This window comes from Streptomyces griseofuscus (genome assembly GCF_014673495.1).
Taxonomy (GTDB): Bacteria; Actinomycetota; Actinomycetes; order Streptomycetales; family Streptomycetaceae; genus Streptomyces; species Streptomyces murinus.
Genome location: NZ_CP051007.1, coordinates 99,267 through 122,073 on the forward strand (window position 1 = coordinate 99,267; position 22,807 = coordinate 122,073).

The 22,807-nt window shown below is 73.6% G+C and carries 15 protein-coding genes; 1 reads left to right on the top strand and 14 read right to left on the bottom strand.

What is annotated here, in order from left to right; genetic code table 11:
* Nucleotides 1–20 precede the first annotated feature (20 nt).
* The 6 genes from ahcY to HEP81_RS39520 all read right to left on the bottom strand — a co-directional run bounded on the left by ahcY (nucleotide 21) and on the right by HEP81_RS39520 (nucleotide 9,430).
* A complete protein-coding gene (ahcY, locus tag HEP81_RS39495; protein WP_190276120.1) occupies nucleotides 21–1,451 on the bottom strand; it encodes an adenosylhomocysteinase in 1,431 nt (476 codons plus the stop codon).
* Complete coding sequence (gene metF / locus HEP81_RS39500) at nucleotides 1,441–2,301, bottom strand: methylenetetrahydrofolate reductase [NAD(P)H] (RefSeq protein WP_011113129.1); 861 nt, start codon at nucleotides 2,299–2,301, stop codon at nucleotides 1,441–1,443. The genes ahcY and metF overlap by 11 nt, the downstream gene beginning before the upstream one ends.
* Nucleotides 2,298–5,747 carry a methionine synthase gene (gene metH / locus HEP81_RS39505; protein WP_421673964.1) on the bottom strand — a complete coding sequence of 1,150 codons (3,450 nt, stop codon included), beginning with the start codon at nucleotides 5,745–5,747 and terminating at the stop codon, nucleotides 2,298–2,300. The genes metF and metH overlap by 4 nt, the downstream gene beginning before the upstream one ends.
* Entirely contained in the window at nucleotides 5,744–6,754 is a 1,011-nt protein-coding gene (locus tag HEP81_RS39510) for a carbohydrate kinase family protein (RefSeq protein WP_037659210.1), read from the bottom strand. The genes metH and HEP81_RS39510 overlap by 4 nt, the downstream gene beginning before the upstream one ends.
* A gap of 89 nt (nucleotides 6,755–6,843) precedes the next feature.
* On the bottom strand, nucleotides 6,844–8,064 hold the full coding sequence (gene metK / locus HEP81_RS39515; RefSeq protein ID WP_011113132.1) for a methionine adenosyltransferase: 1,221 nt from the start codon (nucleotides 8,062–8,064) through the stop codon (nucleotides 6,844–6,846).
* Between the two features lie 301 nt (nucleotides 8,065–8,365).
* A complete protein-coding gene (locus tag HEP81_RS39520) occupies nucleotides 8,366–9,430 on the bottom strand; it encodes a glucose-1-phosphate thymidylyltransferase (protein ID WP_011113133.1) in 1,065 nt (354 codons plus the stop codon).
* A 145-nt stretch (nucleotides 9,431–9,575) separates the two neighbouring features.
* Between HEP81_RS39520 and HEP81_RS39525 the strand changes: the two genes are divergently transcribed.
* Entirely contained in the window at nucleotides 9,576–10,961 is a 1,386-nt protein-coding gene (locus tag HEP81_RS39525) for an NDP-hexose 2,3-dehydratase family protein (protein ID WP_037659275.1), read from the top strand.
* Between the two features lie 206 nt (nucleotides 10,962–11,167).
* On the opposite strand, the gene HEP81_RS39530 is transcribed toward HEP81_RS39525, so the two are convergent.
* From HEP81_RS39530 to HEP81_RS39565, 8 genes are all read right to left on the bottom strand, one after another.
* Nucleotides 11,168–12,037, bottom strand: a complete 870-nt coding sequence (locus HEP81_RS39530; protein ID WP_011113136.1) for an AfsR/SARP family transcriptional regulator — start codon at nucleotides 12,035–12,037, stop codon at nucleotides 11,168–11,170.
* A 160-nt stretch (nucleotides 12,038–12,197) separates the two neighbouring features.
* On the bottom strand, nucleotides 12,198–13,028 hold the full coding sequence (locus tag HEP81_RS39535) for a 4'-phosphopantetheinyl transferase family protein (protein WP_037659213.1): 831 nt from the start codon (nucleotides 13,026–13,028) through the stop codon (nucleotides 12,198–12,200).
* Between the two features lie 31 nt (nucleotides 13,029–13,059).
* Nucleotides 13,060–14,847: an acyl-CoA dehydrogenase family protein gene (locus HEP81_RS39540; protein WP_181393156.1), complete on the bottom strand. Its 1,788-nt coding sequence runs from the start codon at nucleotides 14,845–14,847 to the stop codon at nucleotides 13,060–13,062.
* 235 nt (nucleotides 14,848–15,082) lie between these two features.
* Nucleotides 15,083–15,265 (bottom strand): DUF5302 domain-containing protein, encoded by a 183-nt coding sequence (locus HEP81_RS39545; protein WP_011113139.1) that lies wholly within the window; start codon nucleotides 15,263–15,265, stop codon nucleotides 15,083–15,085.
* A 75-nt stretch (nucleotides 15,266–15,340) separates the two neighbouring features.
* A complete protein-coding gene (locus HEP81_RS39550; protein ID WP_037659216.1) occupies nucleotides 15,341–19,150 on the bottom strand; it encodes a type I polyketide synthase in 3,810 nt (1,269 codons plus the stop codon).
* Nucleotides 19,151–19,249: 99 nt separating this feature from the next.
* Nucleotides 19,250–20,206 carry an aromatase/cyclase gene (locus HEP81_RS39555; protein ID WP_037659283.1) on the bottom strand — a complete coding sequence of 319 codons (957 nt, stop codon included), beginning with the start codon at nucleotides 20,204–20,206 and terminating at the stop codon, nucleotides 19,250–19,252.
* A gap of 34 nt (nucleotides 20,207–20,240) precedes the next feature.
* Nucleotides 20,241–21,023: an SDR family NAD(P)-dependent oxidoreductase gene (locus HEP81_RS39560; protein WP_011113144.1), complete on the bottom strand. Its 783-nt coding sequence runs from the start codon at nucleotides 21,021–21,023 to the stop codon at nucleotides 20,241–20,243.
* A 1-nt stretch (nucleotide 21,024) separates the two neighbouring features.
* Complete coding sequence (locus tag HEP81_RS39565; RefSeq protein ID WP_051850395.1) at nucleotides 21,025–22,776, bottom strand: FAD-dependent oxidoreductase; 1,752 nt, start codon at nucleotides 22,774–22,776, stop codon at nucleotides 21,025–21,027.
* Between the last annotated feature and the right edge of the window lie 31 nt (nucleotides 22,777–22,807).

A 22,807-nucleotide genomic window follows, 5' to 3' on the forward strand; every position in this document is an offset into this window, starting at 1 on the left:
CGCGGTCGATGGTCGTGCGGTCAGTAGCGGTAGTGGTCCGGCTTGTACGGGCCCTCGACCTCGACTCCGATGTACGCCGCCTGCTCCGGGCGCAGCGTGGTCAGCTTGACGCCGAGGGCGTCGAGGTGGAGACGGGCGACCTTCTCGTCCAGGTGCTTGGGCAGCGTGTACACGCCGGTCGGGTACTGGTCGGGCTTGGTGAACAGCTCGATCTGCGCCAGCGTCTGGTCCGCGAAGGAGTTCGACATCACGAACGACGGGTGCCCGGTCGCGTTGCCCAGGTTCAGCAGACGGCCCTCGGACAGCACGATGATCACCTTGCCGTCCGGGAACGTCCACGTGTGGACCTGCGGCTTGACCTCGTCCTTGACGATGCCCGGAACCCGCGCCAGACCGGCCATGTCGATCTCGTTGTCGAAGTGACCGATGTTCCCCACGATCGCCTGGTGCTTCATCCTGGCCATGTCCGAGGCCATGATGATGTCCTTGTTGCCCGTCGTGGTGACGAAGATGTCCGCCGTCTCGACGACCTCGTCCAGCGTCGTCACCTGATAACCGTCCATCGCCGCCTGCAGCGCGCAGATCGGGTCGATCTCGGTGACGATCACCCGCGCGCCCTGCCCCCGCAGGGACTCCGCACACCCCTTGCCCACATCACCGTACCCGCACACCACAGCGGTCTTCCCGCCGATCAGCACGTCCGTCGCACGGTTGATGCCGTCCACCAGCGAATGCCGGCACCCGTACTTGTTGTCGAACTTCGACTTCGTCACCGCGTCGTTCACATTGATCGCCGGGAACAGCAGCACACCGTCACGCTGCATCTCGTACAACCGGTGCACACCCGTCGTGGTCTCCTCCGTCACCCCGCGGATCTCGGAGGCGATGCCGGTCCAGTCGAGGTTGCTCGCCTTCAGCAGGGCGGCCACGGCGGCCAGTTCCTCGTTGTCGGCCGGCGGCAGCTCACCGGTCTTGCGGTATTCGACGCCCTTGTGGACGAGGAGGGTGGCGTCGCCGCCGTCGTCCAGGATCATGTTCGGGCCGCCGGTGGGGCTGTCCGGCCAGGTCAGCGCCTGCTCGGTGCACCACCAGTACTCCTCCAGGGTCTCGCCCTTCCAGGCGAAGACCGGGACGCCCCGAGGGTTGTCCGGGGTGCCGTCCGGGCCGACGGCGATGGCGGCGGCCGCGTGGTCCTGGGTGGAGAAGATGTTGCAGGACGCCCAGCGGACCTCGGCGCCGAGGGCGACCAGGGTCTCGATCAGCACGGCGGTCTGCACGGTCATGTGCAGGGAACCGGTGATCCGGGCGCCGGCCAGCGGCCGGCTCCCGGCGTACTCCTTGCGGATCGCCATCAGGCCGGGCATCTCGTGCTCGGCGAGGGTGATCTCCTTGCGGCCGAACTCGGCCAGGGACAGGTCGGCGACCTTGAAGTCGGTGAACTCAGCGGGCATGGAGGCTCCTTGAGCGGCTCAGTACGTTGCGGTGGATGTCCAAGGCTGCCGTGGACTTGTTGAGCGTGATGTAGTGCAGGCCGGGGGCGCCCTCGGCGAGCAGCCGGTCCGCCATGGCGGTGGCGTGCTCGACCCCGATCCGGTATGCGTCGTCGGGCCGCTCGCGGGCGGCTTCGAGGCGGTGGGCCAGGTCCTCCGGGAAGGCCGCGTCGGAGAGTTCGGCGAAGCGCCGGATCTGCCGGACGTCCGTGGCCGGCATGATCTCCGGGATGATCGGCGTCGTACAGCCGGCCGCCTCGACACGGTCGCGCAGCCGCAGGTAGTCCTCGACGTCGAAGAACATCTGGGTGATCGCGTAGTCCGCGCCCGCGCGGCACTTGGCCACGAAGTGCCGGATGTCGCTGTCCCAGTCGGGCGAGCGCGGGTGCCTCTCCGGGAACGCCGCCACCCCGATGGTGAACTGCCCGAGCGACCGCACCAGTTCGACCAGTTGGCAGGCGTGGGTGAGGCCCTCGGGGTGCGGCTGCCACGGCCCCCTCGGGTCGCCGGGCGGGTCGCCGCGCAGGACGAGCACGTCGCGCACCCCGGCGTCCGCGTACTGGCCGATGATGCGGCGCAGTTCGGCAGTCGAGTGCCCGACGGCGGTCAGGTGTGCCACGGGGCGCAGCGTCGTCTCGGTCACCATCCGCTGGGTGAGCTGGATGGTGCGCTCCCGCGAGGATCCGCCCGCGCCGTAGGTGACGGACACGAAGTCGGGCGCCAGTGGTTCGATGCGGCGGACGGCCCGCCACAGCGCCTGCTCGCCCGCGGCCGTCTTCGGCGGGAAGAACTCGAAGGAGAACGTCGTCATGCGCGGCCTCCCGCGTTGAAGTAGCCGGCCTCGGGGTGGTGGACGACGAGGGCGTCGGTGGACTGCTCCGGGTGGAGCTGGAACTCCTCGGAGAGGTGGACGCCGATCCGCTCGGGCCGCAGCAGCTCGGCGATCTTGGCGCGGTCCTCCAGGTCCGGGCAGGCCGGGTAGCCGAACGAGTAGCGGCAGCCCTGGTACTCCGTGCGGAACATGCCCTCCATGGCGGCCGGGTCGCTGCCGCCGATGCCGAGTTCGCCACGCACGCGGGCGTGCCAGTACTCGGCCAGTGCCTCGGCCAACTGGACGGACAGGCCGTGCAGTTCGAGGTAGTCGCGGTAGGCGTCGGCCTCGAACAGCTTGGCGGTCTCCGCGCCGATGCGGGAGCCGACGGTGACGACCTGGAAGCCGACGACATCGGTCTCCCCCGACTCCTGCGGGCGGAAGAAGTCGGCCAGGCACAGGCGCCGGCCGCGGCGCTGGCGGGGGAAGGTGAACCGGGTGCGCTCGTTGCCGTGTTCGTCCAGGACGATCAGGTCGTCGTCCTTCGAGACGCAGGGGAAGTAGCCGTGGACCACGGCCGCTTCCAGCAGGTTCCCCGTCAGCAGCCGGTCGAGCCACATGCGCAGCCGGGGCCGCCCCTCGCCCTCGATGGTCTCGCCCTTGAGCCCCCACTGGCCCTTGAACAGGGCGCCCTCGTCGAGCCAGGAGGCGTACTCCCTGAGCTGGATGCCCTTGACGACACGGGTGCCCCAGAACGGTGGTGCCGGCACGGGGTTGTCGGTGGCGACGTCGGAGCGGCCGGCCTCCGCGGGCTCCTCCGGGACCGCCCGCCGCGCGGCTACCCGCCGCTGCTTCAGTTCGGGCAGTTTCGCGCCGGGCACGCCCCGCTTGACGCCGATCAACGCGTCCATCAGACGCAGACCCTCGAACGCGTCACGGGCGTAGCGGACCTCGCCCTGGTAGATCTCGTGGAGGTCCTGCTCGACGTAGGCGCGGGTGAGGGCGGCGCCGCCGAGGATGACGGGGTAGGTGCCGGCCAGGTCGCGCTGGTTGAGCTCCTCCAGGTTCTCCTTCATGATCACCGTGGACTTCACCAGCAGCCCGGACATCCCGATCACGTCCGCGCGATGCTCCTCGGCGGCCTCCAGGATCGCGGAGACCGGCTGCTTGATGCCCAGATTGACCACGTTGTAGCCGTTGTTCGACAGGATGATGTCGACCAGGTTCTTGCCGATGTCATGGACGTCACCGCGCACGGTGGCCAACACGATGGTGCCCTTGCCGTCCGCGTCCGACTTCTCCATGTGCGGCTCCAGATGGGCCACCGCGGCCTTCATCACCTCGGCCGACTGCAGCACGAACGGCAACTGCATCTGCCCCGAACCGAACAGCTCCCCGACGACCTTCATCCCGTCCAGCAGCGTCTCGTTGACGATGTCCAGAGCGGGACGCTCCCGGAGCGCGGCGTCCAGGTCGGCCTCCAGACCGTTGCGCTCACCGTCGATGATCCGCCGCTTGAGCCGCTCCTCCAGCGGCAGCGCCGCCAGCTCCTCGGCCTTGCCCGCCTTCAGCGACTTCGCCGTCGCGCCCTCGAACAGCTGCATCAGCTTCTGCAGCGGGTCGTAGCCCTCGGCGCGGCGGTCGTAGATGAGGTCGAGCGCCGTCTGCACCTCTTCCTCGCTGAAACGCGCGATGGGGAGGATCTTCGAGGCGTGCACGATCGCCGAGTCCAGGCCCGCCTTCACACACTCGTCCAGGAAGACGCTGTTGAGGAGGATGCGGGCGGCCGGGTTCAGACCAAAGGAGATGTTCGACAACCCGAGCGTGGTCTGCACCCGCGGATGACGGCGCTTGAGCTCGCGGATCGCCTCGATCGTGGCGACACCGTCCCCGCGGGACTCCTCCTGACCCGTGCAGATCGTGAACGTCAGCGTGTCGATCAGGATGTCCGACTCGCGGATCCCCCAGTTCCCGGTCAGATCCGCGATCAGACGCTCCGCGATCGCGACCTTGTGCCCGGCCGTGCGGGCCTGACCCTCCTCGTCGATCGTCAACGCGATCAACGCCGCACCATGCTCCCGCGCCAGCGCCGTGACCCTCGCGAACCGCGACTCGGGACCGTCCCCGTCCTCGTAGTTCACCGAATTGATCACCGCGCGGCCGCCCAGGCGCTCCAGACCCGCCTCGATGACATCGACCTCGGTGGAATCCAGCACGATCGGCAGCGTCGACGCCGTCGCCAGCCGCCCGGCCAGCTCCGCCATGTCCGCCACACCGTCACGACCGACGTAGTCCACACACAGATCCAGCATGTGCGCGCCCTCGCGGATCTGCTCCCGCGCGATCTCCACACAGTCGTCCCAGCGGGCCTCCAGCATCGCCTCACGGAACTTCTTCGACCCGTTCGCGTTCGTCCGTTCCCCGATCGCCAGATACGAGGTGTCCTGCCGGAACGGCACCGACTGATACAACGACGCCGCCCCTGCCTCCGGACGCGGATCACGCGCCGACGGGGCCAGACCCCGCACGCGCTCCACCACCTGACGCAGGTGTTCGGGGGTCGTACCGCAGCACCCGCCGACCAGTGACACCCCGTTCTCCCGCACGAACGTCCCCTGGGCTTCCGCCAGTTCACCGGGCGAGAGTGGGTAGTGGGCGCCGTCCTTGCCCAGGACCGGCAGACCGGCGTTCGGCATACAGGACAACGGGACGCGCGCGTTGCGGGCGAGATAGCGCAGATGCTCGCTCATCTCGGCCGGACCGGTGGCGCAGTTCAGACCGATCATGTCGATGCCCAGCGGCTCCAGAGCCGTCAGCGCCGCGCCGATCTCCGAACCGAGGAGCATCGTGCCGGTGGTCTCGACCGTCACCGAGACGATCACCGGCAAGTCCGCTCCAGCCGCTGCCAGGGCGCGCCGGGCGCCGAGCACCGCTGCCTTCGTCTGCAACAGGTCCTGGGTGGTCTCCACCAAGAGGGCGTCGGCGCCGCCCTCGACCAGGCCCTCCGCGTTCGCCTGGTAGGCGTCGCGCAGAGTGCGGTACGGGGCGTGACCGAGGGTGGGCAGCTTGGTGCCGGGCCCCATCGAACCGAGCACCCAGCGAGCGCGGCCGTCACGGGCCGTGAACTCATCGGCCACCTCGCGGGCCACACGGGCCCCGGCCGCGGAGAGCTCGTGGACACGGTCGGAGATGTCGTACTCGCCGAGGGCCGCGTGGTTGGCACCGAAGGTATTGGTCTCCACACAGTCGACACCGACCGCGAAATACGCCTCGTGCACCGAGCGGACGATATCCGGTCGGGTGACGTTGAGGATCTCGTTGCAGCCCTCCAGCTGCTGGAAGTCGTCCAGGGTCGGGTCCTGGGCCTGGAGCATGGTGCCCATCGCTCCGTCGGCGACCACCACACGGGTGGCGAGCGCCTCCCTCAGGGTCTCGGCGCCCGTCACGACGCCTCGCCCCCTTCGGACACGGTGGCCGGCAGGGCGGGCGCGATCTCCGCGGCGGCGTCGGCGCCGTACGCGGTGGTGAGGGCGGCGAGGAGCCGGCCGGGGGCGGCCTCGTACGCCTGGGAGCCGACGGTGCGGATCGCCTCGGACGCGACCGCGCAGCCGAGCCGGGCCGCGGCCGTCAGGCCCAGCCCGCGGGCGAGGGCGGCGAGGAACCCGGCCCGGAACGCGTCGCCGACGCCGGTCGGATCGGCGACCGGGACGCCGGGTACGGCGGGCACCGTGAGGGTGCTGCCGTCGGCGCGTTCGGCGCGGACGCCGCGTTCGCCGAGCGTGGTGATCCAGGTGCCGACCCGTTCGAGGACCTCCGCACGGGTCCAGCCGGTGTGTTCGAGCAGCAGGGCGGACTCGTACTCGTTGGCAAAGAGCCAGCGAGCACCGGTCACCAGGTCGCGTGCCTGAGCGCCGTCGAGGCGGGCGAGCTGCTGCGAGGGGTCGGCGGCGAACGGGATGCCGAGCTGTCGGCACTGGCGGGTGTGGCGGAGCATGGCTTCGGGGTCGTCGGGCCCGATCAGCACCAGGTCGGGCCCGGCGGCCGGGTCCTCCCCGATCAGGGCCGCCAGGTCGATGTCGCGTGCCTCGGCCATCGCGCCCGTACAGAACGAGGCGATCTGGTTGGCGTCCGCGTCGGTGGTGCACATGAACCGGGCGGTCTGCCGCTCGCCGGAGACCAGGACGCCGCCGGTGTCGACGCCGTGGTCCTTGAGCCACACCTCGTACGGCCCGAAGTCGGCACCGGCCGCGCCGATCAGGAGCGGTGCGAGGCCGAGGCCGCCGAGGCCGAAGGCGATGTTGGCGGCGGCACCGCCGTACCGCACTTCGAGGTCGTCGACGAGGAACGACAGAGAGACATGGTCCAGCTGTCCGGGGATCAGCTGGTCCGTGAACCTGCCGGGAAACACCGTCAGATGGTCGATGGCGATCGAGCCGGAGACCGCGATACGCACGTGAGCACTCCCGTTGGGCGCGTGGGCCGGGGCAGAGGACGTTCGGTCGACCGGCCCGCACGGGCCGGTCGTCGGTCGGTGGGGGCGGGTCAGAGCCCGGCGGCGGTCTTGAGCCGTTCGGCGCGGTCGGTCTTCTCCCAGGTGAATTCGGGCAGTTCGCGGCCGAAGTGGCCGTAGGCGGCGGTCCGGGAGTAGACCGGGCGGAGCAGGTCGAGGTCGCGGATGATGGCGGCCGGGCGCAGGTCGAAGACCTCGGAGATGGCCCGCTCGATGGCCGCCTGCGGGACGGTCGCGGTGCCGAAGGTCTCGACGAACAGACCGACCGGTTCGGCCTTGCCGATGGCGTAGGCGACCTGGACCTCGCAGCGGGCGGCGAGGCCGGCCGCGACGACGTTCTTCGCGACCCAGCGCATGGCGTAGGCGGCGGAGCGGTCCACCTTGGACGGGTCCTTGCCGGAGAAGGCGCCGCCGCCGTGCCGGGCCATGCCGCCGTACGTGTCGATGATGATCTTGCGGCCGGTGAGGCCGGCGTCGCCCATGGGGCCGCCGATCTCGAAGCGGCCGGTCGGGTTGACCAGCAGGCGGTAGTCCTCGGTGTCGAGCTTGATCCCGTCGCGGGCGAGCCGGTCGAGGACGGGGCCCACGACATGCTCCCGGATGTCGGGCGTGAGCAGCGCTTCCAGGTCGATGTCGGCCGCGTGCTGCGAGGAGACCACGACCGTGTCGAGCCGGACCGGCCGGCTGCCCTCGTACTCGATGGTGACCTGGGTCTTGCCGTCGGGGCGCAGGTAGGGAAGCGTTCCGTCCTTGCGGACCTCGGCCAGGCGGTGCGAGAGACGGTGGGCCAGCTCGATCGGCAGCGGCATCAGGTTCGGGGTCTCGTCGCTGGCGTAGCCGAACATCAGGCCCTGGTCGCCCGCCCCCTGCCGGCTCAGCTCGTCGGCCGCGTCCGCCGAGGCGCCCTCGACCCGCTTCTCGTACGCGCTGTCGACGCCCTGCGCGATGTCCGGGGACTGGGCGCCGATGGAGACGGAGACGCCGCAGGAGGCGCCGTCGAAGCCCTTCTGCGAGGCGTCGTAGCCGATCTCCAGGATCTTCTCGCGCACCAGGGCCGGGATGTCCGCGTACGCCGTGGTCGTGACCTCGCCGGCCACGTGCACCTGGCCGGTGGTGATGAGCGTCTCGACGGCGACGCGGGCCGCCGGGTCCTCGCGCAGCAGCGCGTCGAGGATGGCGTCGCTGATCTGGTCGGCGATCTTGTCGGGATGGCCCTCGGTCACGGACTCCGAGGTGAACAGACGGCGGGACATGGCTCTCCAGTTCCTTGTAGGGGGTACAGGGCGGCGGTCGGCGGGGAACGGTGTCAGGGGGCCGCGCACGGCGCGCCCGCCGGTCTCCGGCGCCGCTCACCGGGGAGTTCCGCCGTCCGGGCCTGCCGGGGCACGGCGGTGTCCGGACGCGCGCGAAGGGTGCCGCCGCCGGGCCGTGGCGGGCCCGGTCGCGGCGCACGCGGCTCGACGGCCACTCTCTTTGGGGCGGCTCGCCTTTCGCTCGTGTCCGGTCCGGGCGCCCGTCGAGCCGGGCACGCGGGCCGGTGGAGCCGGCGCGCTGTCACGCCGCCACCTCCGCGTTGGCGTGGTCCCCGACGAGCAGTTGGTGACCCGAGGCGGCGGAGCGGCCGATCCGGGCCCAGCGGCCGATGATCGAGTGGTCGAGGCCGGGGACGCCGTCGACGGCGGCCCCCTCCAGGAGGATGGAGTCGGCGACGACGGTGTCCCGCAGGACGCAGTCGCGCCCGACGGAGACGTACGGGCCGACGGTGCAGTTCGTCACCGTGCTCCCGGCGGCGATCACCAGCGGCCCCTTCAGGTGGCTGCCGTGCACGCGGGCTCCCGGTTCGATGACGACCGGACCGCTCAGGGTGCTGGTGCCGTCGACCTCTCCGTGCACGGCGGGACCGGTCAGCCGGGCGAGCAGTTCCCGGTTGCAGTCGAGCAGGTCCTCGGCCCGGCCGGTGTCCTTCCAGTAGCCGTCGTAGCGTTCGGCGCGCACCGGCGCGCCGTCCTCGACGAGACGCTGGATGGCGTCGGTGATCTCCAGTTCGCCGCGGGCGCTCGGGCGCAGCCCGGCGACCGCCTCGTGGATGCGGGAGGTGAAGAAGTACACGCCGAGCGCGGCGAGGTCGCCCGCGGGTTCGGCCGGCTTCTCCACCAGCCGCCGCACGTGGCCGCCGGCACCGACCTCGACCACTCCGTACGCCCGCGGATCGGCCACCGGCTGCACGAGCAGCAGCGCGTCGGCGCGCTCGGCGGCGAAGGCGCGGGCGGCCTTCCCGATGCCGTCCGCGAGCACGTTGTCGGCGAGGTACATGACGAAGTCGTCGTCGCCGAGGAAGTCGCCCGCGAGCTGTACGCAGTGGGCGAGGCCGAGCGGGCGGTCCTGGTGCAGGTAGGTGAGGTCGAGTCCGAACGCCGAACCGTCACCGACCACCCCGGAGATCTCCGCGGCGTGCGCGCCGACGACGAGGGCCGCCTCGGTCACGCCCGCGTCGCGGATGTTCTCCAGGCAGTGCACGAGGACGGGCTTGTTGGCCACGGGCAGCAGTTGTTTGGCGGTCGAGTGGGTGAAGGGGCGGAGCCGGGACCCCGTCCCCCCTGACAGTATGAGCGCCTTCATGTTCGGTAAGTGTGCGGACGGTTCCTCAAGGAGGGCTTGACGCGGCCCGGAGCACGGGGGCCGCGGGGCGCCGGGCCCGGTGGAGTCGAGCGGCCGACCGTCCGTCGTCGACCGGGCCTCGAGCCGGGCCCCGGACGATGCCCGCATGGCCTCATCGTCGACCGCACCGACTCCGCCCGCGGCCGGAGACGTCCCCTTCGACCAGTGGCTGGACGAGCAGCGCCGCGGGCAGCACCACACCGTGCGGCGGGTACCGCTCCAGGCGCTGCCGGGCTGGCACTTCAGCCGGGACACCGGAGACCTGGTGCATTCCTCGGGCCGGTTCTTCTCCGTGTCGGGGCTGCGCGTCACCACCGACTACGGCACCGGGGAGGGCCGGCCGCACAGCTGGACCCAGCCCGTCATCGTGCAGCGCGAGGTCGGGGTGCTCGGCGTTCTGCTCAAGGAGCACCGCGGCGAGGTGTACTGCCTGCTCCAGGCCAAGATGGAGCCGGGAAACCTCAACGGGGTGCAGATGTCACCGACCGTCCAGGCCACCCGCAGCAACTACACGGGCGTGCACCGGGGCCGCCGGGTGCCGTACACGGAGTACTTCACCGGGGACCGGCGGGGCGCACGGGTGCTCGCCGACTCGCTCCAGTCCGAGCAGGGCTGGTGGTTCCTGCACAAGCGGAACCGCAACGTCGTCGTGATGACGGACGAGGACGTGCCCGCGCTCGACGGGTTCCGCTGGCTGTCGCTGCGTCAGATCGGGGCGCTGCTGCGCCGCGACCACCTGATGAACATGGACAGCCGTACGGTCCTGTCGGCGCTGCCGCCCCAGGTGCTCCCCTGCCGCGGCACCGGGCCGGGCCCGGCGGGCGAGGACGACGCCCTGTGCTCTCTCACCGAGGTGCTCTCGGTCCTGGCCGACGCCCGGTTCCGGTACGAACTGTCCCAGGAGCAGCTGCCGTTGCGGGAGGTCCTGGAGTCCTCGGCCGGTCCGTGGCGGCGGACCGGCGACGGCATCGGGCGGGACGACGGCCGCCACTTCACCGTGCTCGGCGTGACCGTGGAGGCGCAGGCGCGCGAGGTGGCCCGCTGGTCCCAGCCGCTGCTCGCCCCGGTGGCGGGGCTCGCCGGCCTGCTGGTGCGGCGCGTCGGCGGGGTGCCGCACGTGCTGCTCCGGGCCAGGGTCGAGGCGGGCACGCTGAACGTGGCCGAGTTCGGTCCCACGGTGCAGTGCTCGACGCGTCATCTCAGCGAACGGGGAGCGCACCGCCCCGAGTTCCTGGACACCCTGCTCGCGCCGCGCGCCGGGCGGGTGGTGTTCGACACCGAGCAGTCCGAGGAGGGCGGGCGCTTCCACCATGCGCTGACCCGCAATCGGATCGTCGAGCTGGAGGAGACGGACGAGGCGGCGGTGCGTGCACTGCCGCCGGACTTCTGCTGGGTCTCCGTCGCCCAGGTCCAGGCACTGCTGCGGCACGGCAACTACCTCAACGTGCAGGCCCGGTGCCTGATGACGGCCCTGACCCTGGCGACGGGCTAGATGTGCTGTCCGGAGAGGTTGGTGACGCGGCTGGCTGGTGGTTGGCGGTCCATGCCGGTGCGGGCGTCGGTGGTGGCCTGTCCAGGACGGCCAGGATGCGGCCCCGGTGCGGTGCAGCAACCGGGGCCCCGCCGAGATCCTGATCATCCTCGACCACAACGGCGAGCGCTGCCACCTCGGTACCTGAGCCGGAGCCGGGGTCGCGGTCACAGCGCGTGGCCCGCCAGGTGGCGGGTCTGGGCCCTGTGGAGGTCCCGCGCGGGGTGACCGGCCGGCACGTCGACGGGCCCGGTGGCCGCCGGCTCGGGGTGGGCGCTGAGGATCGACCGCTGCAAGCGGCCCAGCGCCGGGGAGGGTTCGAGGCCCAGTTCCCGCACCATCGCGGTGTGCAGGCGCCGGTAGACGCTCAGCGCCTCGCCCCGGCGGCCGGAGCGGTACAGCGCCACCATGAACTGGCCGTGCAGGCTCTCGTGCATCCGGTACCGGTTGACCAGGACCGTCAGTTCGGACAGCAGCTCGCGGTGCCGGCCGAGCCGCAGGTCGGCCTCGATGCGCTGGTCCAGGGCGCACAGGCGGGCCTCTTCCAGACGCCTGACCTCCATGGCGATCTGGCCGCCGGCCTGGACGTCGGCGAGCGCCGCGCCGTGCCACAGGGACAGGGCCTCGCGCAACCGCCTGGCGGCGTCCTCGTGGTCGCCGGCGTCCATGGCCCGGTAGCCCGCGCCCGCGCGCCGCTCGAACTCGCGGAAGTCGAGCAGGCCGTCACGGGTGTCGAGCCGGTAGCCGCCCGGCAGGGTCACGAGGACGTCCTTGGCGCTGACCGCTCCCCCGTCGGCCCGCCGGGCGAGGGCCGCGCCGATCAGGTCGCGCAGCTGGAGCACGTACGTCTGGAGCGTGGTGCGCGCGCTGCGCGGCGGGTTCTCGCCCCACAGCTCCTCGGTGAGCGCGGCCACGGGGACCATGTGGCCGGCGTGGAGCGCGAGCAGCGCGAGCACCTGGCGCGGTTTGGGGGCGGTGGGTGTGATCGACATGCCGTTCACCTGTGCGGCGAGGGCGCCCAGTACCTGGATGTTCATCGTCATCCCCTCGTTGGCGCGGCCATCTCTTCCGCACCGGTCAAGACGAGCAGCGGGCTGAACTCCCCGAAGTAAAAAACAGCACGGTCGGTTTGTCAATTGCCGCCAGGCGGACGGGCTCCCGGCCGGACGGGGCAACCGAGGCACCCCGTAAGGGAGTTCAGGGCAGGAGTTCGCCGACAGCGTCCATGAAGCCCTCGTCGAGCATGGTGTGCGCCGCCGTGTCGGGTGAGCTGTCCAGCCCCGCGTCATGGCGGGCCACGCTGAGCACGTAGCGGCCGAGGACGCGGTACGTGGCGAAGGTCCACGCGTCACGCCGCACCGGCCGGCCGTCCGGGGCGGCCAGGCCGCTGCCGTCCGCGTCGAAGCCGAACTCGTCGAAGCCGAGCCGCAGTCCCTGCCCCAGCGCCTTGGTGTAGGCCTCCTTCAGGGTCCACAGTCGCAGCATGGCCGCGGCGCGTTCGGCGTCGGCGAGGGGTTCGAGGGCGGCGCGTTCGGCGGGGGTGAGCACGGTGCGGCCCAGCAACTCGTACGACATGCGGCGGCCGGCCGGTTCGGCGTCGACGCCGATGCGGCCGACGCGGCTGATGCCGACGGCGATCAGGTCGTCGGTGTGGGTCAGGCTCACGTCGATCTGGTCGAGGCCGCGCAGATACGGCCGGCCGCCGGTCCGGTACGCCAGGTCGAGTTCCACCGGCTCGGTGTGCAGGGCGGCGGCGGCCGTGTACTTGGTGACGAGGCGGGAGGCGACGAAACGGTAGCGGACGGTGGGGTCGGCGGTGCGCCGGTAGCGCTGCCAGTCGCGGCCGAGCAGCGGACGCAGCGCGGGTTCGGCGACGACGGCGGCGAGCCATTCGCCCCAGGTGGTGTGGACGACGGCGGTGCCGTGCCGGTCCATCGCCGCGCGCACCCGGTGCCAGGGCGCGTCCGGACCGCTGACGTGGAAGGGGGCGCCGATACGCCCGGCGCCGGTGGGGACAGGGGTCGTCATGGGACCCTCCCTGAGGTGGCGGGGCGCGGGGTCACGGCGTGTGCGCGACCGCGTCGAGGTCGTAGCCCAGCCCTGCCCGTTGGCGGCGCAGCAGTTCGCCGAGCACCTCCTCCTGGACGCCCGCGGGCAGCGTGGGCACCGGCACCCCGATCCGGCCGGCGAGCCGGGACAGGGCGAGGACGGCCCAGGCCGGGCCGGCGAGGAAGGGGTCGGTGCCGTCCTGGCTCTCCCAGACCCCGAGTACCGCGGCGGCGGCGACGACACCGGTGTAGCGGTCGGCGAGCACGAGCGCCGCGGGGCCGGCGAGGGCGGTGCCGGACGCCGGCAGCCGGCGGCACTGCTCCCGCAGGGCGCGCAGTTCGGTGACGAACGCCTCGGCGAGGCCGGCGAGTGCTCCGCGGGCCCCCGGCGCGCCGCGCGCGCCGGCGAGCCGGGCGGCGCTGCCCACCAGCGAGGCGGCCATGAAGTCGCCGCCGCCCGCGATGCCGAGCAACCGGTAGTCGAGGTCGGGCAGTTCGCCGTCGGCGCGGAACAGCCCGGACGGCGGCTCGTCCTCGGCGAACCAGGACCGTTCGGCCAGACCCCGCAGCTGCGGGACGAGCACCGCCTGGCAGGACGCGCTGCCCGCGTGACCGAGGCCGGCCACCGGCAGGTCGCGCACGAGTTTGTCGAGCGCGCCGTGCTCGGGCCCGGCGTGGTCGAAGCCGCGCGCGCCCAGCACGGTGGCGAGTTCCTGCAAGCCCTCCCGCAGCAGGTCGGGCACCACGTACTTGACGGCGGCGGCGAAGAGATGGGCCCGGTCCGGCAGCAGGCTCAGCGCCCGCAGCACGACCATGGACATGGCGTCGGCGGCCAGCAGATCGGCGAAGACGCCCGCGAGCGGCGCCCGCCGGCGCCCCGTGACGGTCGCGCCGCGACCACCGGCCGCGGACCGTACGGCCGCGTCCAGCACCGTGCCGGCCGCCGCGGTGACGAGCCCGCAGATCACGCTGCGGTTGACCTGGAACACCCGCAGCGCCAGGCCCACCCCGTCCCCCGTGCCGCCGACGAGCGCCCCGGCCGGCACCGGCGCGCCGGTGAACTCCAGACCGGAGAAGAGGGCCCCGCGCATGCCGGGCAGTTCGACGCGCGGCAGGTGCCGGACGCTGCCCGGCGGAGCGCACCGGGGATCGAGGAGGAACACGGAGTGGCTGCGCGGGCCGCGGGCGGTGCCGGTGCGGGCGTAGACGACCTGGAGATCGGCGCGGGCCGCGTTGATGATCACGTCCTTGCGGCCGTCGAGCCGGTAGCCGCGCGCGGTGGCACGGGCGCTGAACTCGTGGCGCAGGATCGCGTTGGCGTGCGCGAGCTCATGGTGCAGGATCGTCGCCCGCCCGCCGCGCAGCAGCAGGTCGGCGACGTCCTGGCGCTGCCGTGCGTCGCCCGCCGCCCAGACGGCGCCGGCGGCGAACAGGGAGGTGATCCCGTAACCGAAGCCGAGCGCCACGTCGCGCCGGAAGACCGGGCGCAGGGCGCGCACCAGCAGATCGGCCCGCGTCAGCCGGCCGCCGTGGACGGCGGGGACGAACTCGGCGCCGAGTCCCGTCCCGGCGAGCAGTGACTCGGTCTCGGCGGGCGGGACGCGCCGGGCGTCGGCCGCGAACAGGGCCCGCAGACCGTGCGGATTGGCGGGGTCGTACGGGTCGCCGAGCAGCGCCTCCAGCCGGGCGGCCCGCGCGAAGGCGTCCGCCGCGGTCCGTCCGGACGGCGTGCCCGGCGGGTGGATGGTCTCGGCGGTCGTGGTCATGGCGGCGTTGGTCAGCTCCCTCGTCGCGTCCACGGGACGCCGCGTGCGCACCCGTACGCCGAGCCTGCCCGGTCCGCCTCGAGTCCGGGCGGAAGCACTCTCGACGCAGGGTGCGGTGCCCCTGCGCCGCGGCCGCAGCGCGCCGGAAGCGCTCCTGTGGCATTCCCGGACCATTTCTCCAGCGCTTCTCAAGCGGTCCTGCGGCCGGAAAAAATTGCCGCACCCCGGAAACAGGGTGCGGCAACTTTTTTTCCGGACGGATCCGCGATCAGCCGGCCTTGCGGCGGAAGTTCCGCTTCTGGCCCACGCGACCGCTCATGTTCTTGGTCTTGCTGCGCGCCTCTTCCTGCGCGTGCTTGGCCTGCGAGGCCTGGGACTTGCGCGCCAGCGCCTCCTTGAATTTGGCACGCACCTCGTCCTCGTGGTGGTCCTTGTTCGGGGTTTCAGTCATCCGGTCCTCCTTGTCATGGGGAACAGTTCTGGCAGAATTCCAGCACTACTTTCAAGACCGGATCTGCATCCTCACTCAAGATCCGCTCAAGGGCAAAGTCCGCGCGGCGACTCTCGGACAGGACGCGCGCCGGAAGGCATGGCCCGGCAGGTCCACCGGGACGCCGGCCGCGAAGACCCGCTCCCAGCGGATGTCCTGCCCGGCGACGTGCAGCGCGCCCAACGCCCGTGTCAGCGAACGGACTTCGTCCACCCCGGCCGGACGGCACTCCAGCCGCCGGCCCGCGCCCGCACGTTCCAGCGCGCGCAGCGCGTCCGTGAACCGCGGCGCGGCGCACGCCTGCCGCACCCAGTACTCCGGGTCCGCCACGGTACCGGCCGCCGCGACACCGCCCGTCACCGTCGACGCCCAGGCGATCGACGGCTCACGGAACACGCACTCGGCCGCGACCTGCCGGAACTCCCGCACCGCCGCCGCTGTCGCCCCGGACCACTCGCGGGCCCGCGTCAGCCGCCCCCGTGCCGCCACCAGCCGTGCCGCGTCCGCCAGGTCCAGCACCCCCGCCGCGTGGGCCGCCGCGATCTCGCCCGCCGCGCGGCCGGCCACTGCGGCGGGCGCCACGCCCCACAGCCGCCACAGCCGGAACAAGGCGACGCCGACGGCGAACAGCCCCGGCTGCGCGAACCGCGGGTCGTGGACCAGCTTCGCGTCCGGGCCGTCCCCGGCGGCGAACAGCACGGCCGCCAGCGGCAGCGGCAGATACGGGTCGAGCGCGGCGCACGCCTCGTCCAGCGCCCGCCGGAACTCCGGGAACGCGCCGTACAACCCCCGTCCCGCGCCGGGGCGTCGATCGCCCTCGCCGGTGAACAGCACGGCGAGCCCCGGCCCCGCGGCCGCCCGCCCGGTGATCAGGCCCCGGTGGGTCCGGCCGTCCGCGAGGGCGCGCAGGGCCCCGGCCGCCTCCGCGGACGACGCGGCGACGACGCTCGCCCGGTACTCCAGGTGGGAGCGGTGCCGGGCGGCGGTGTACGCGACGTCGGGCAGGTCGGCGTCGGGGGTGCCGTCGAGCCTGGCGGCGAGCCGCGCCGCGTTCTCGGCGCGGGCCCGCGCGGTACGGCCCGAGACGGTGAGGGCGACCGGGAGGGGTGCGGCGCTGCGCCGGCGCCGGCCGGTGACGGCTCCCCAGCGCACGTCGGCTCCGTCGCACCACAGCGCGGCGGCCACGTCCTCCAGGCTCTGCCGGGCGCCCTGGCCGCGCCGGCCCGTGCTCAGGATGCGCGGCTGGTCGCCGCCGACCGCGTCGAGGCCGCGCCGCAGCGAGTGGCTCACCACGGGGTGCGGCGTGATCTCGACGACCCGCAGGCGGCGTCCGCCAGCGAGCGCGCGGGTGGCCTCGGCAAGCCGCATCGGGGTGCACATGCTGCGGGCCCAGTACGCGGCACCGAGGTCCGTGCCCTCGGCGTAGCCGCCGGTGGCGGTCGACCAGAACGGCACCGCGGTGGGGCGGGTGCGCAGCGCGCCCAGACGCCGCTCGAACTCGGGTGCCAGCCGGGCGAGCCGGGCGCTGTGCGCGGCGTGGTCGATGTTGACGCGAACGGCGCGTACGCCCAGGCCCTCCAGGTCGCGTTCCAGGGTGCCGACGGCCTCGCGGGGCCCGGACAGGCACACCTGTCCGGGGGCGAGGTGGCCGGCGAGCGAGAGCCGTCCCGCGCGTACCACGGGCAGCGACTCGGCTTCCTCGACGGAGAGTTCGCACACGGTCAGGGCGCCGTCGCCGGCTGCGCGTTCGGTGACGAGCCGGGACCAGACGGCGATCAGCCGGGCGCCCTCGTCCAGCGGGAGCGCGCCGGCGAAGACGGCGGCGGCCACTTCGCCGACGCTCTGCCCGAAGACGACGCCGGGCTCGGCGCCCCACTCGCCCAGGGTGCGGGCGAGAGCCGTCTGCAGGGCGAACAGGAGGGGCTGGGCGACGTCCGTGCGCCCCAGGCGCGGGCCGGCCCGGTCCGCGAGGAGTTCCTCGGTGACCGACCAGCCGGTGTACGGGCGCAGAGCCTGGTCGCACGCGTCGAAGGCGGCCCGGAAGACGGGTTCGCCGAGCAGGTCGCGGCCCATGCCGTGCCATTGCGAGCCGGGGCCGGAGAAGCAGAAGGCGAGCGCGTCCGGCCGGGCGGCGGGGGCCTGGAGGCGGGCCGCGAGGTGGGTGTCCAGCGCGCCGGAGAGGTCGCCGGGGTGGCCGGCGGTGGCGACGACACGGTGGGCGCCGGCGGCGCGGCCGAGGTGTTCGGGCGCGTACCAGGCGCCGCCCGCGCGGGCCCGGCCGGTGAGCGCGTCGGCGGCCGCGCGCAGGCCGTCGGCGCTGTCGGCGGCGAGCGGTACGAACAGCCGCCGCCGGTACGGGGCTTCCTCCAGGGCCAGGTGAACGGGGGCGCCGTCCGAGCCGTCGTCGCCGACCCCCGCGTAGCGGCAGCCGTCGCCCGGCCACGGCGTGCGCTCGGTGGCGGCCGCGTCGTGGCCCTCCCCGGCTCCGGCGAGCGGTACGGCGGGCAGCTCGCCGTGGTACAGGGCGAGCGCTGTCTTCATCAGGCCCACGGTGCCCGCGGCGGCCCGCAGGTGGCCGCCTTGGGTGGAGCCGATGCGCGGCGCGCCCGCGCGCCCGTCGGCGAAGACGGCACGGAGGGCCCCGGCCCCGGTGAGGTCGCCCGGCGGGGTGCCGGAGCCGACCGCCTCGACGTAGGCGACGCGCCGGGGGCTGATGCCGGCGTCCTGCCAGGCGGCGCGCAGCACGTCCGCGCGGTCCCGGACGCCGGTGGCCGCCGCCTGCCCGCGGGCGCCGGCGCGGTGGACGGCGGTGCCGCGGATCACGGCGTAGACGCGGTCGCCGGTGGCGAGCGCGTCGGACAGGCGGCGCAGCACGAGGACGCCCCCGCCCGCGCCGCGCACCGGGTCGGGCCCGTCGCAGCGCCTGTCGGCGGCCGGGCCGGCCGGCGCGTGGACGCCGCCCGCGAGCGCCAGGTCCACTGTCCTCTCGCGCAGGGCGCGCACGGCGAGATGGACGGCGCCGAGCCCGGAGGCGTTCGCCGCGGCGACGGCGAGCGCGGGGCCGTCGAGGCCGAGGGCTCGGGCGAAGCGGGCGGCGGTGGTCGTGTCGTCCCAGCCGGGCACGGGGCACGGGGAGCCGCCGTCCGCGCCGGTGGCCGGGGAGCCCGGCTCCGTGACCCCGAGGAACAGACCGGTACGACGCGCGGCCAGCGTCTCGGGGACGAGGCGCGCGTCCTCCAGCGCGGCCCACGCGGTCTGGAGGGCGAGGCGCTGATGGGGGCCCATCAGCAGGGCCTCGGCGACCGGCAGGGGGAACAGCTCCGCGTCGAACCCGCCGGGATCATCCGGCAGAACGCCCTGGCGGACGGGGCAGCCGTCGGCGGAGCAGCCCTCGGTAGAGCAACCGGCAGCGGTGGGCCGGTGGTCGGCTGCCGTGGCGGGGCCGGTGAGCAGGTGTTGCCACAGCGCGTCGGCGCTGCCGATGCCGCCCGGCAGACGGCAGCCGAGGCCGACGATCGCGATCGGTGTGTGCCCGGCCGCGCGGCGCCCGGCGGCGGCCCGCGCGGCGCGGTCGTCACCGGTGAGGTGCGCGGCGAGCGCGGCCGGCGTGGGGTACTGCCACACGGTCCAGGCGGGCACGGGACGCCGCAGCCACCGCGAGACCGCGCGCACGAGTTCCGTCATCTGGGCCGGTTCCAGGCCGAGTTCGGGCAGTGGGCGGTCGGCGTGCACCGCGTCGGACGGGACGGCGAGCAGGCCGGCGACCTCCTCGCGCAGCCGCGCGGCCAGCGCGTCGGCGGTCGGCCGCGCCGGGGCGGCATCGGTGTTCGTCCGGGCCATGCTCATCTGCGCCTCCTCGGTGCTCGTGGAACCGGACCGGCAGGGCCGGGGTCGCGCCATCGTCTCGGGTGCTCCGCGCGGGCCACGCCGGCGCGTGTCACGGGGTCACAGCGTGCGGATCGCCGACTCCGCGTGCCGCTTGGCCAGTCCGAGGGTGGCGAGGGAGTTGTGGCCGAGCGCCCGGCGCACCTGGCGGCGGGCCGCGGCCAGGTCGGTGCCCGGTCCGAGGAGCCGCTCCACCGCGTCCTCGCGGAGCACCACGCTGTGCTGCGCGACGACGGTCACGCCCGTCTCGTCGGGCAGCACCGACCACTCGCCGGTGTGCGCCTCCAGCAGTCCGGGTGTGGCCGTCTGCTTGTAGACGATGCGCCCGGCGTGCGGGAAGCAGATCCGCACCGACTCGGTGGTGTGCGCGCTGCCGTCGGCCGTCACCGTGTCCATGGACATGACCTGCACACCGGGGCTGACCTCGGTCAGGTCCAGGCGGGACACGTGCGGGATCAGCTCGGGCCAGTCGGCCGCCCGGTACAGGAAGTCGTAGACCAGCTCGGCCGGGCCCTTGACCCGTACGGAGTCCTCGAAGGACAGCACGAGATCGTCCAGGCGCGTCCAGCGTTCGGCGAGACGCTTGAGACTGTCCAGCTCGGAGCGGGAGTTGGTGTCGCAGGCACGCTCGACCCACGCCGCGTCCTCGGGGCGGTCACCGGCGACCGTGAACTCGTGCAGCAGCGTCAGCCGGCTGGTGCCGCCCGGCCGTTCCTCCACGATCCAGGTCCCGCGCATGGTGCGCACCGGCTCCTGCGGGCGGGTCTGGTGGAACTCGATCCGCCGCGCGCGGGGGTCCTGCACCCGCTGCGAGATCCACGAGCGGATCTCGCCGTTGGCCGTGGCCCACATGCGCAGCCGCTCGTGCGTGCCGTCGAACTCCAGCCGCTCCACGTACACGTTCGGCGGAAAGTACAGCGGCCACCGCACCACGTCCGCGATCAGCCCGTAGACGACTCCGGCTCCCGCGTCCACCTCGACGGAGTGCACCGTACGGTGCACCCGCTCGTCTCTCACCAGGTACACGTCTTCCTCGCTTCCTCGACAGGGGTCAGTAATTGCCCAGGCCACCGCAGACGTTGAGGGCCTGCGCGGTGATCGAGGCGGCGGACTCGGAGGCCAGGTAGACGACCAGCGAGGCCACTTCCGCGGGCGTGGAGTAGCGGCCGAGCGGGATCTTCGCCTCGAAGCGCGACCGCACGTCCTCCTCGCCGGTGTCCCAGGCCGCCGCGTACCCCTGGCGCACCCGCTGGGCCATCGGGGTCTCCACATAGCCGGGGCAGACCGCGTTGACGGTGACGCCGCTCGGTGCGAGTTCCCGGCCGAGCGCCTTGGTGAAGCCGACGACCGCGTGCTTGGAGGCGCTGTAGGGGGCGCCGAGCAGGACGCCCTGCTTGCCTGCGGTGGAGGCGATGTTGATGATCCTGCCGGATGCGGCACCGGCCAGGCCGCCGTTCCTGAGCACCTCGCGCGTCACCAGGAACACGCTGTTGAGGTTGGTGTCGATGACGTCGTACCAGAGGTCGTCGGTGAGGTCCGCGGTGACGCCGCCGCCGCTGCGCCCCGCGTTGTTGACGAGCACGCCGACGGGTCCGAACGTCTCCACCGCGGCGGCCACCAGGGCGGTCACGGACTCGCGTGCCCGCACGTCGGCGGCCTGCCCGGCGGCGTCGAGGCCCTCCGCGCGCAGGGCCTCGACGGTGTCCTGCACGTCCTTCGCGGTGCGGGCGCACAGGAAGACCCGGTGGCCGGCCCGGCCCAGTTGCCGGGCCGTCTCCAGGCCGATGCCGCTCGTGGCACCGGTCACCAGGGCGACGGGGTGGTGGTCGGGCATGTCAGCGGTCCTCCAGGTCGTGGGCGGCGGCGGGCATGGCGGGAACCGGCTCGCGCGGTGCCTCGCCGGCGAGCGGGACGGGGGTCCGCAGGGGAGCCAGTGCCCGGCGCAGGACGGGCCGGGTCAGCAGGGTTCCGCGGGCGGCGGCGTAGCCGTCGGGGCGGACGAGGAGCCACCCGCCGGGTACGAGGCCGAGCGCGTCGCGCAGGCGGCGGTCCGGGTCGGCGAGCGGGGCGGGGCCGTCGGGCCCGCTGCCGCCGACGGTCCTGACCGACAGCCACTCGCCGTACTGGGCGGCGGCGGTGACGGCCACGCCGGCGGGGCCGTCACCGGGCCCGCGGCCGCCGGCGGCGAGCAGCAGCGTCCAGCGCGGATCGCGCAGCTCGGCGCGGAAGGCCCGGCCGTCCCCGTGGTGCACCGGGGCGGCGGTGACGCGGGTGCCGGGTGCGGGGCCCCGGACCGGTTCGCGGGCGCTCATCAGGACCGCCCCCGCGTCGGCGAGCCGGGAGCAGGGGGCGGCGGTGGTCAGCGACGAGGTGCGGTAGCCGATCCGCAGGCCCGACATGCCGCCCAGCACCTTGCGCTGCACGGCCCGGCGCAGCGGCCGTACCGCGCGCACCAGGCTCAGGGCGAGGGGCAGGACGACTCCCGCGAGCGCGTTCTTCAGCTGCACCAGGGCGGTGGCGGTGCGGGTGGAGCCCAGCAGGGCCGCGCCGAGCGGGACGCGTTCCTCGCTGTACGTGTCGAGCAGGGCCCGTCCCGCGTGGCCCTGCTCGACCATGGCGAGCTTCCAGGCGAGGTTGTACGCCTCCTGGATCCCGGTGTTCATGCCCTGTCCGGAGGCGGGGCTGTGCACGTGCGCGGCGTCGCCGGCCACGAGGACGCGACCGTCCTGCATGCGCTCCACCATCCGCTGCTGGAAGGTGAAGACGGACGTCCAGGACGCCTCCCCGACCCGTACCCGGTGGCCCAGGCCCGCGCTGAGCTTGCGGGAGAACTGCTCCTCGGCACGGCCGGGTTCCCCTGCGCGCGCGGCGGGTGCGGTGTCCAGCAGCCGCCAGTGCCCGTCGCGGGCGTAGGGCACCATCATCAGCGACTGCCGGCCGGTGTGGGCCCAGTAGATGCTGTCGGGCACCACGTCGGTGTCGACCGGGGCGTCCGCGAGCATCCACGTCTCGCTGCTCTCGCCGAGGAGTTCCAGCCCGAGGCGTTTGCGTACGGTGCTGTGGCCGCCGTCGCAGCCCACCAGCCAGGACGCCGTGCACCGCTCCTCGCGGCCGTCGGCGTGGCGCAGCCGGGCGTGCACCGCCCGCGCGTCCTGCGTGAAGTCCACCAGGCGTACGCCCCATTCGACGCGCACCCCGAGCCGGGCCAGCGCCGTCCGCAGCGCGTCCTCGGTCTCGGTCTGCCCGACGACCAGGGTGTACGGGTAGCGGGTGGGCATCGTCGCGTAGTCGGCCTCCAGACGCACGCGGCGCCGGCCCCCGGCGTACATGGTGAATGCCTGGTTGCGCCGTCCGCGGGGCAGCACGTCGTCGACGATGCCCATCTGGTCGTACGTCTCCAGGGTGCGCGGGTGGGTGGCGACGGCGCGGCTGGTGCGGGCGGGGCCCGGTGCGGCGTCGACCACCCGCACGCGCAGGCCGCGGCGGGCGAGTTCGTGGGCGGCTGTCAGTCCGACGGGGCCCGCGCCGGCGACCAGCACCTGGGTCGCGGAGGCGGGCGCGGACGGCCCGCCGGGGGTGTTCAGCATGGTCTGCTCCAGGGTCTGCCGCGGGTCGCGG

What these genes read in the sequence shown, in the direction of transcription:
- HEP81_RS39565 (WP_051850395.1), bottom strand. Translation starts at nt 22,776, where the DNA reads ATGCTGAACACCCCCGGCGGGCCGTCCGCGCCCGCCTCCGCGACCCAG.
- metF (WP_011113129.1), bottom strand. Translation starts at nt 2,301, where the DNA reads ATGACGACGTTCTCCTTCGAGTTCTTCCCGCCGAAGACGGCCGCGGGC.
- metK (WP_011113132.1), bottom strand. Translation starts at nt 8,064, where the DNA reads ATGTCCCGCCGTCTGTTCACCTCGGAGTCCGTGACCGAGGGCCATCCC.
- HEP81_RS39560 (WP_011113144.1), bottom strand. Translation starts at nt 21,023, where the DNA reads ATGCCCGACCACCACCCCGTCGCCCTGGTGACCGGTGCCACGAGCGGC.
- HEP81_RS39550 (WP_037659216.1), bottom strand. Translation starts at nt 19,150, where the DNA reads ATGAGCATGGCCCGGACGAACACCGATGCCGCCCCGGCGCGGCCGACC.
- HEP81_RS39520 (WP_011113133.1), bottom strand. Translation starts at nt 9,430, where the DNA reads ATGAAGGCGCTCATACTGTCAGGGGGGACGGGGTCCCGGCTCCGCCCC.
- ahcY (WP_190276120.1), bottom strand. Translation starts at nt 1,451, where the DNA reads ATGCCCGCTGAGTTCACCGACTTCAAGGTCGCCGACCTGTCCCTGGCC.
- HEP81_RS39530 (WP_011113136.1), bottom strand. Translation starts at nt 12,037, where the DNA reads ATGAACATCCAGGTACTGGGCGCCCTCGCCGCACAGGTGAACGGCATG.
- HEP81_RS39525 (WP_037659275.1), top strand. Translation starts at nt 9,576, where the DNA reads ATGGCCTCATCGTCGACCGCACCGACTCCGCCCGCGGCCGGAGACGTC.
- HEP81_RS39535 (WP_037659213.1), bottom strand. Translation starts at nt 13,028, where the DNA reads ATGACGACCCCTGTCCCCACCGGCGCCGGGCGTATCGGCGCCCCCTTC.
- HEP81_RS39545 (WP_011113139.1), bottom strand. Translation starts at nt 15,265, where the DNA reads ATGACTGAAACCCCGAACAAGGACCACCACGAGGACGAGGTGCGTGCC.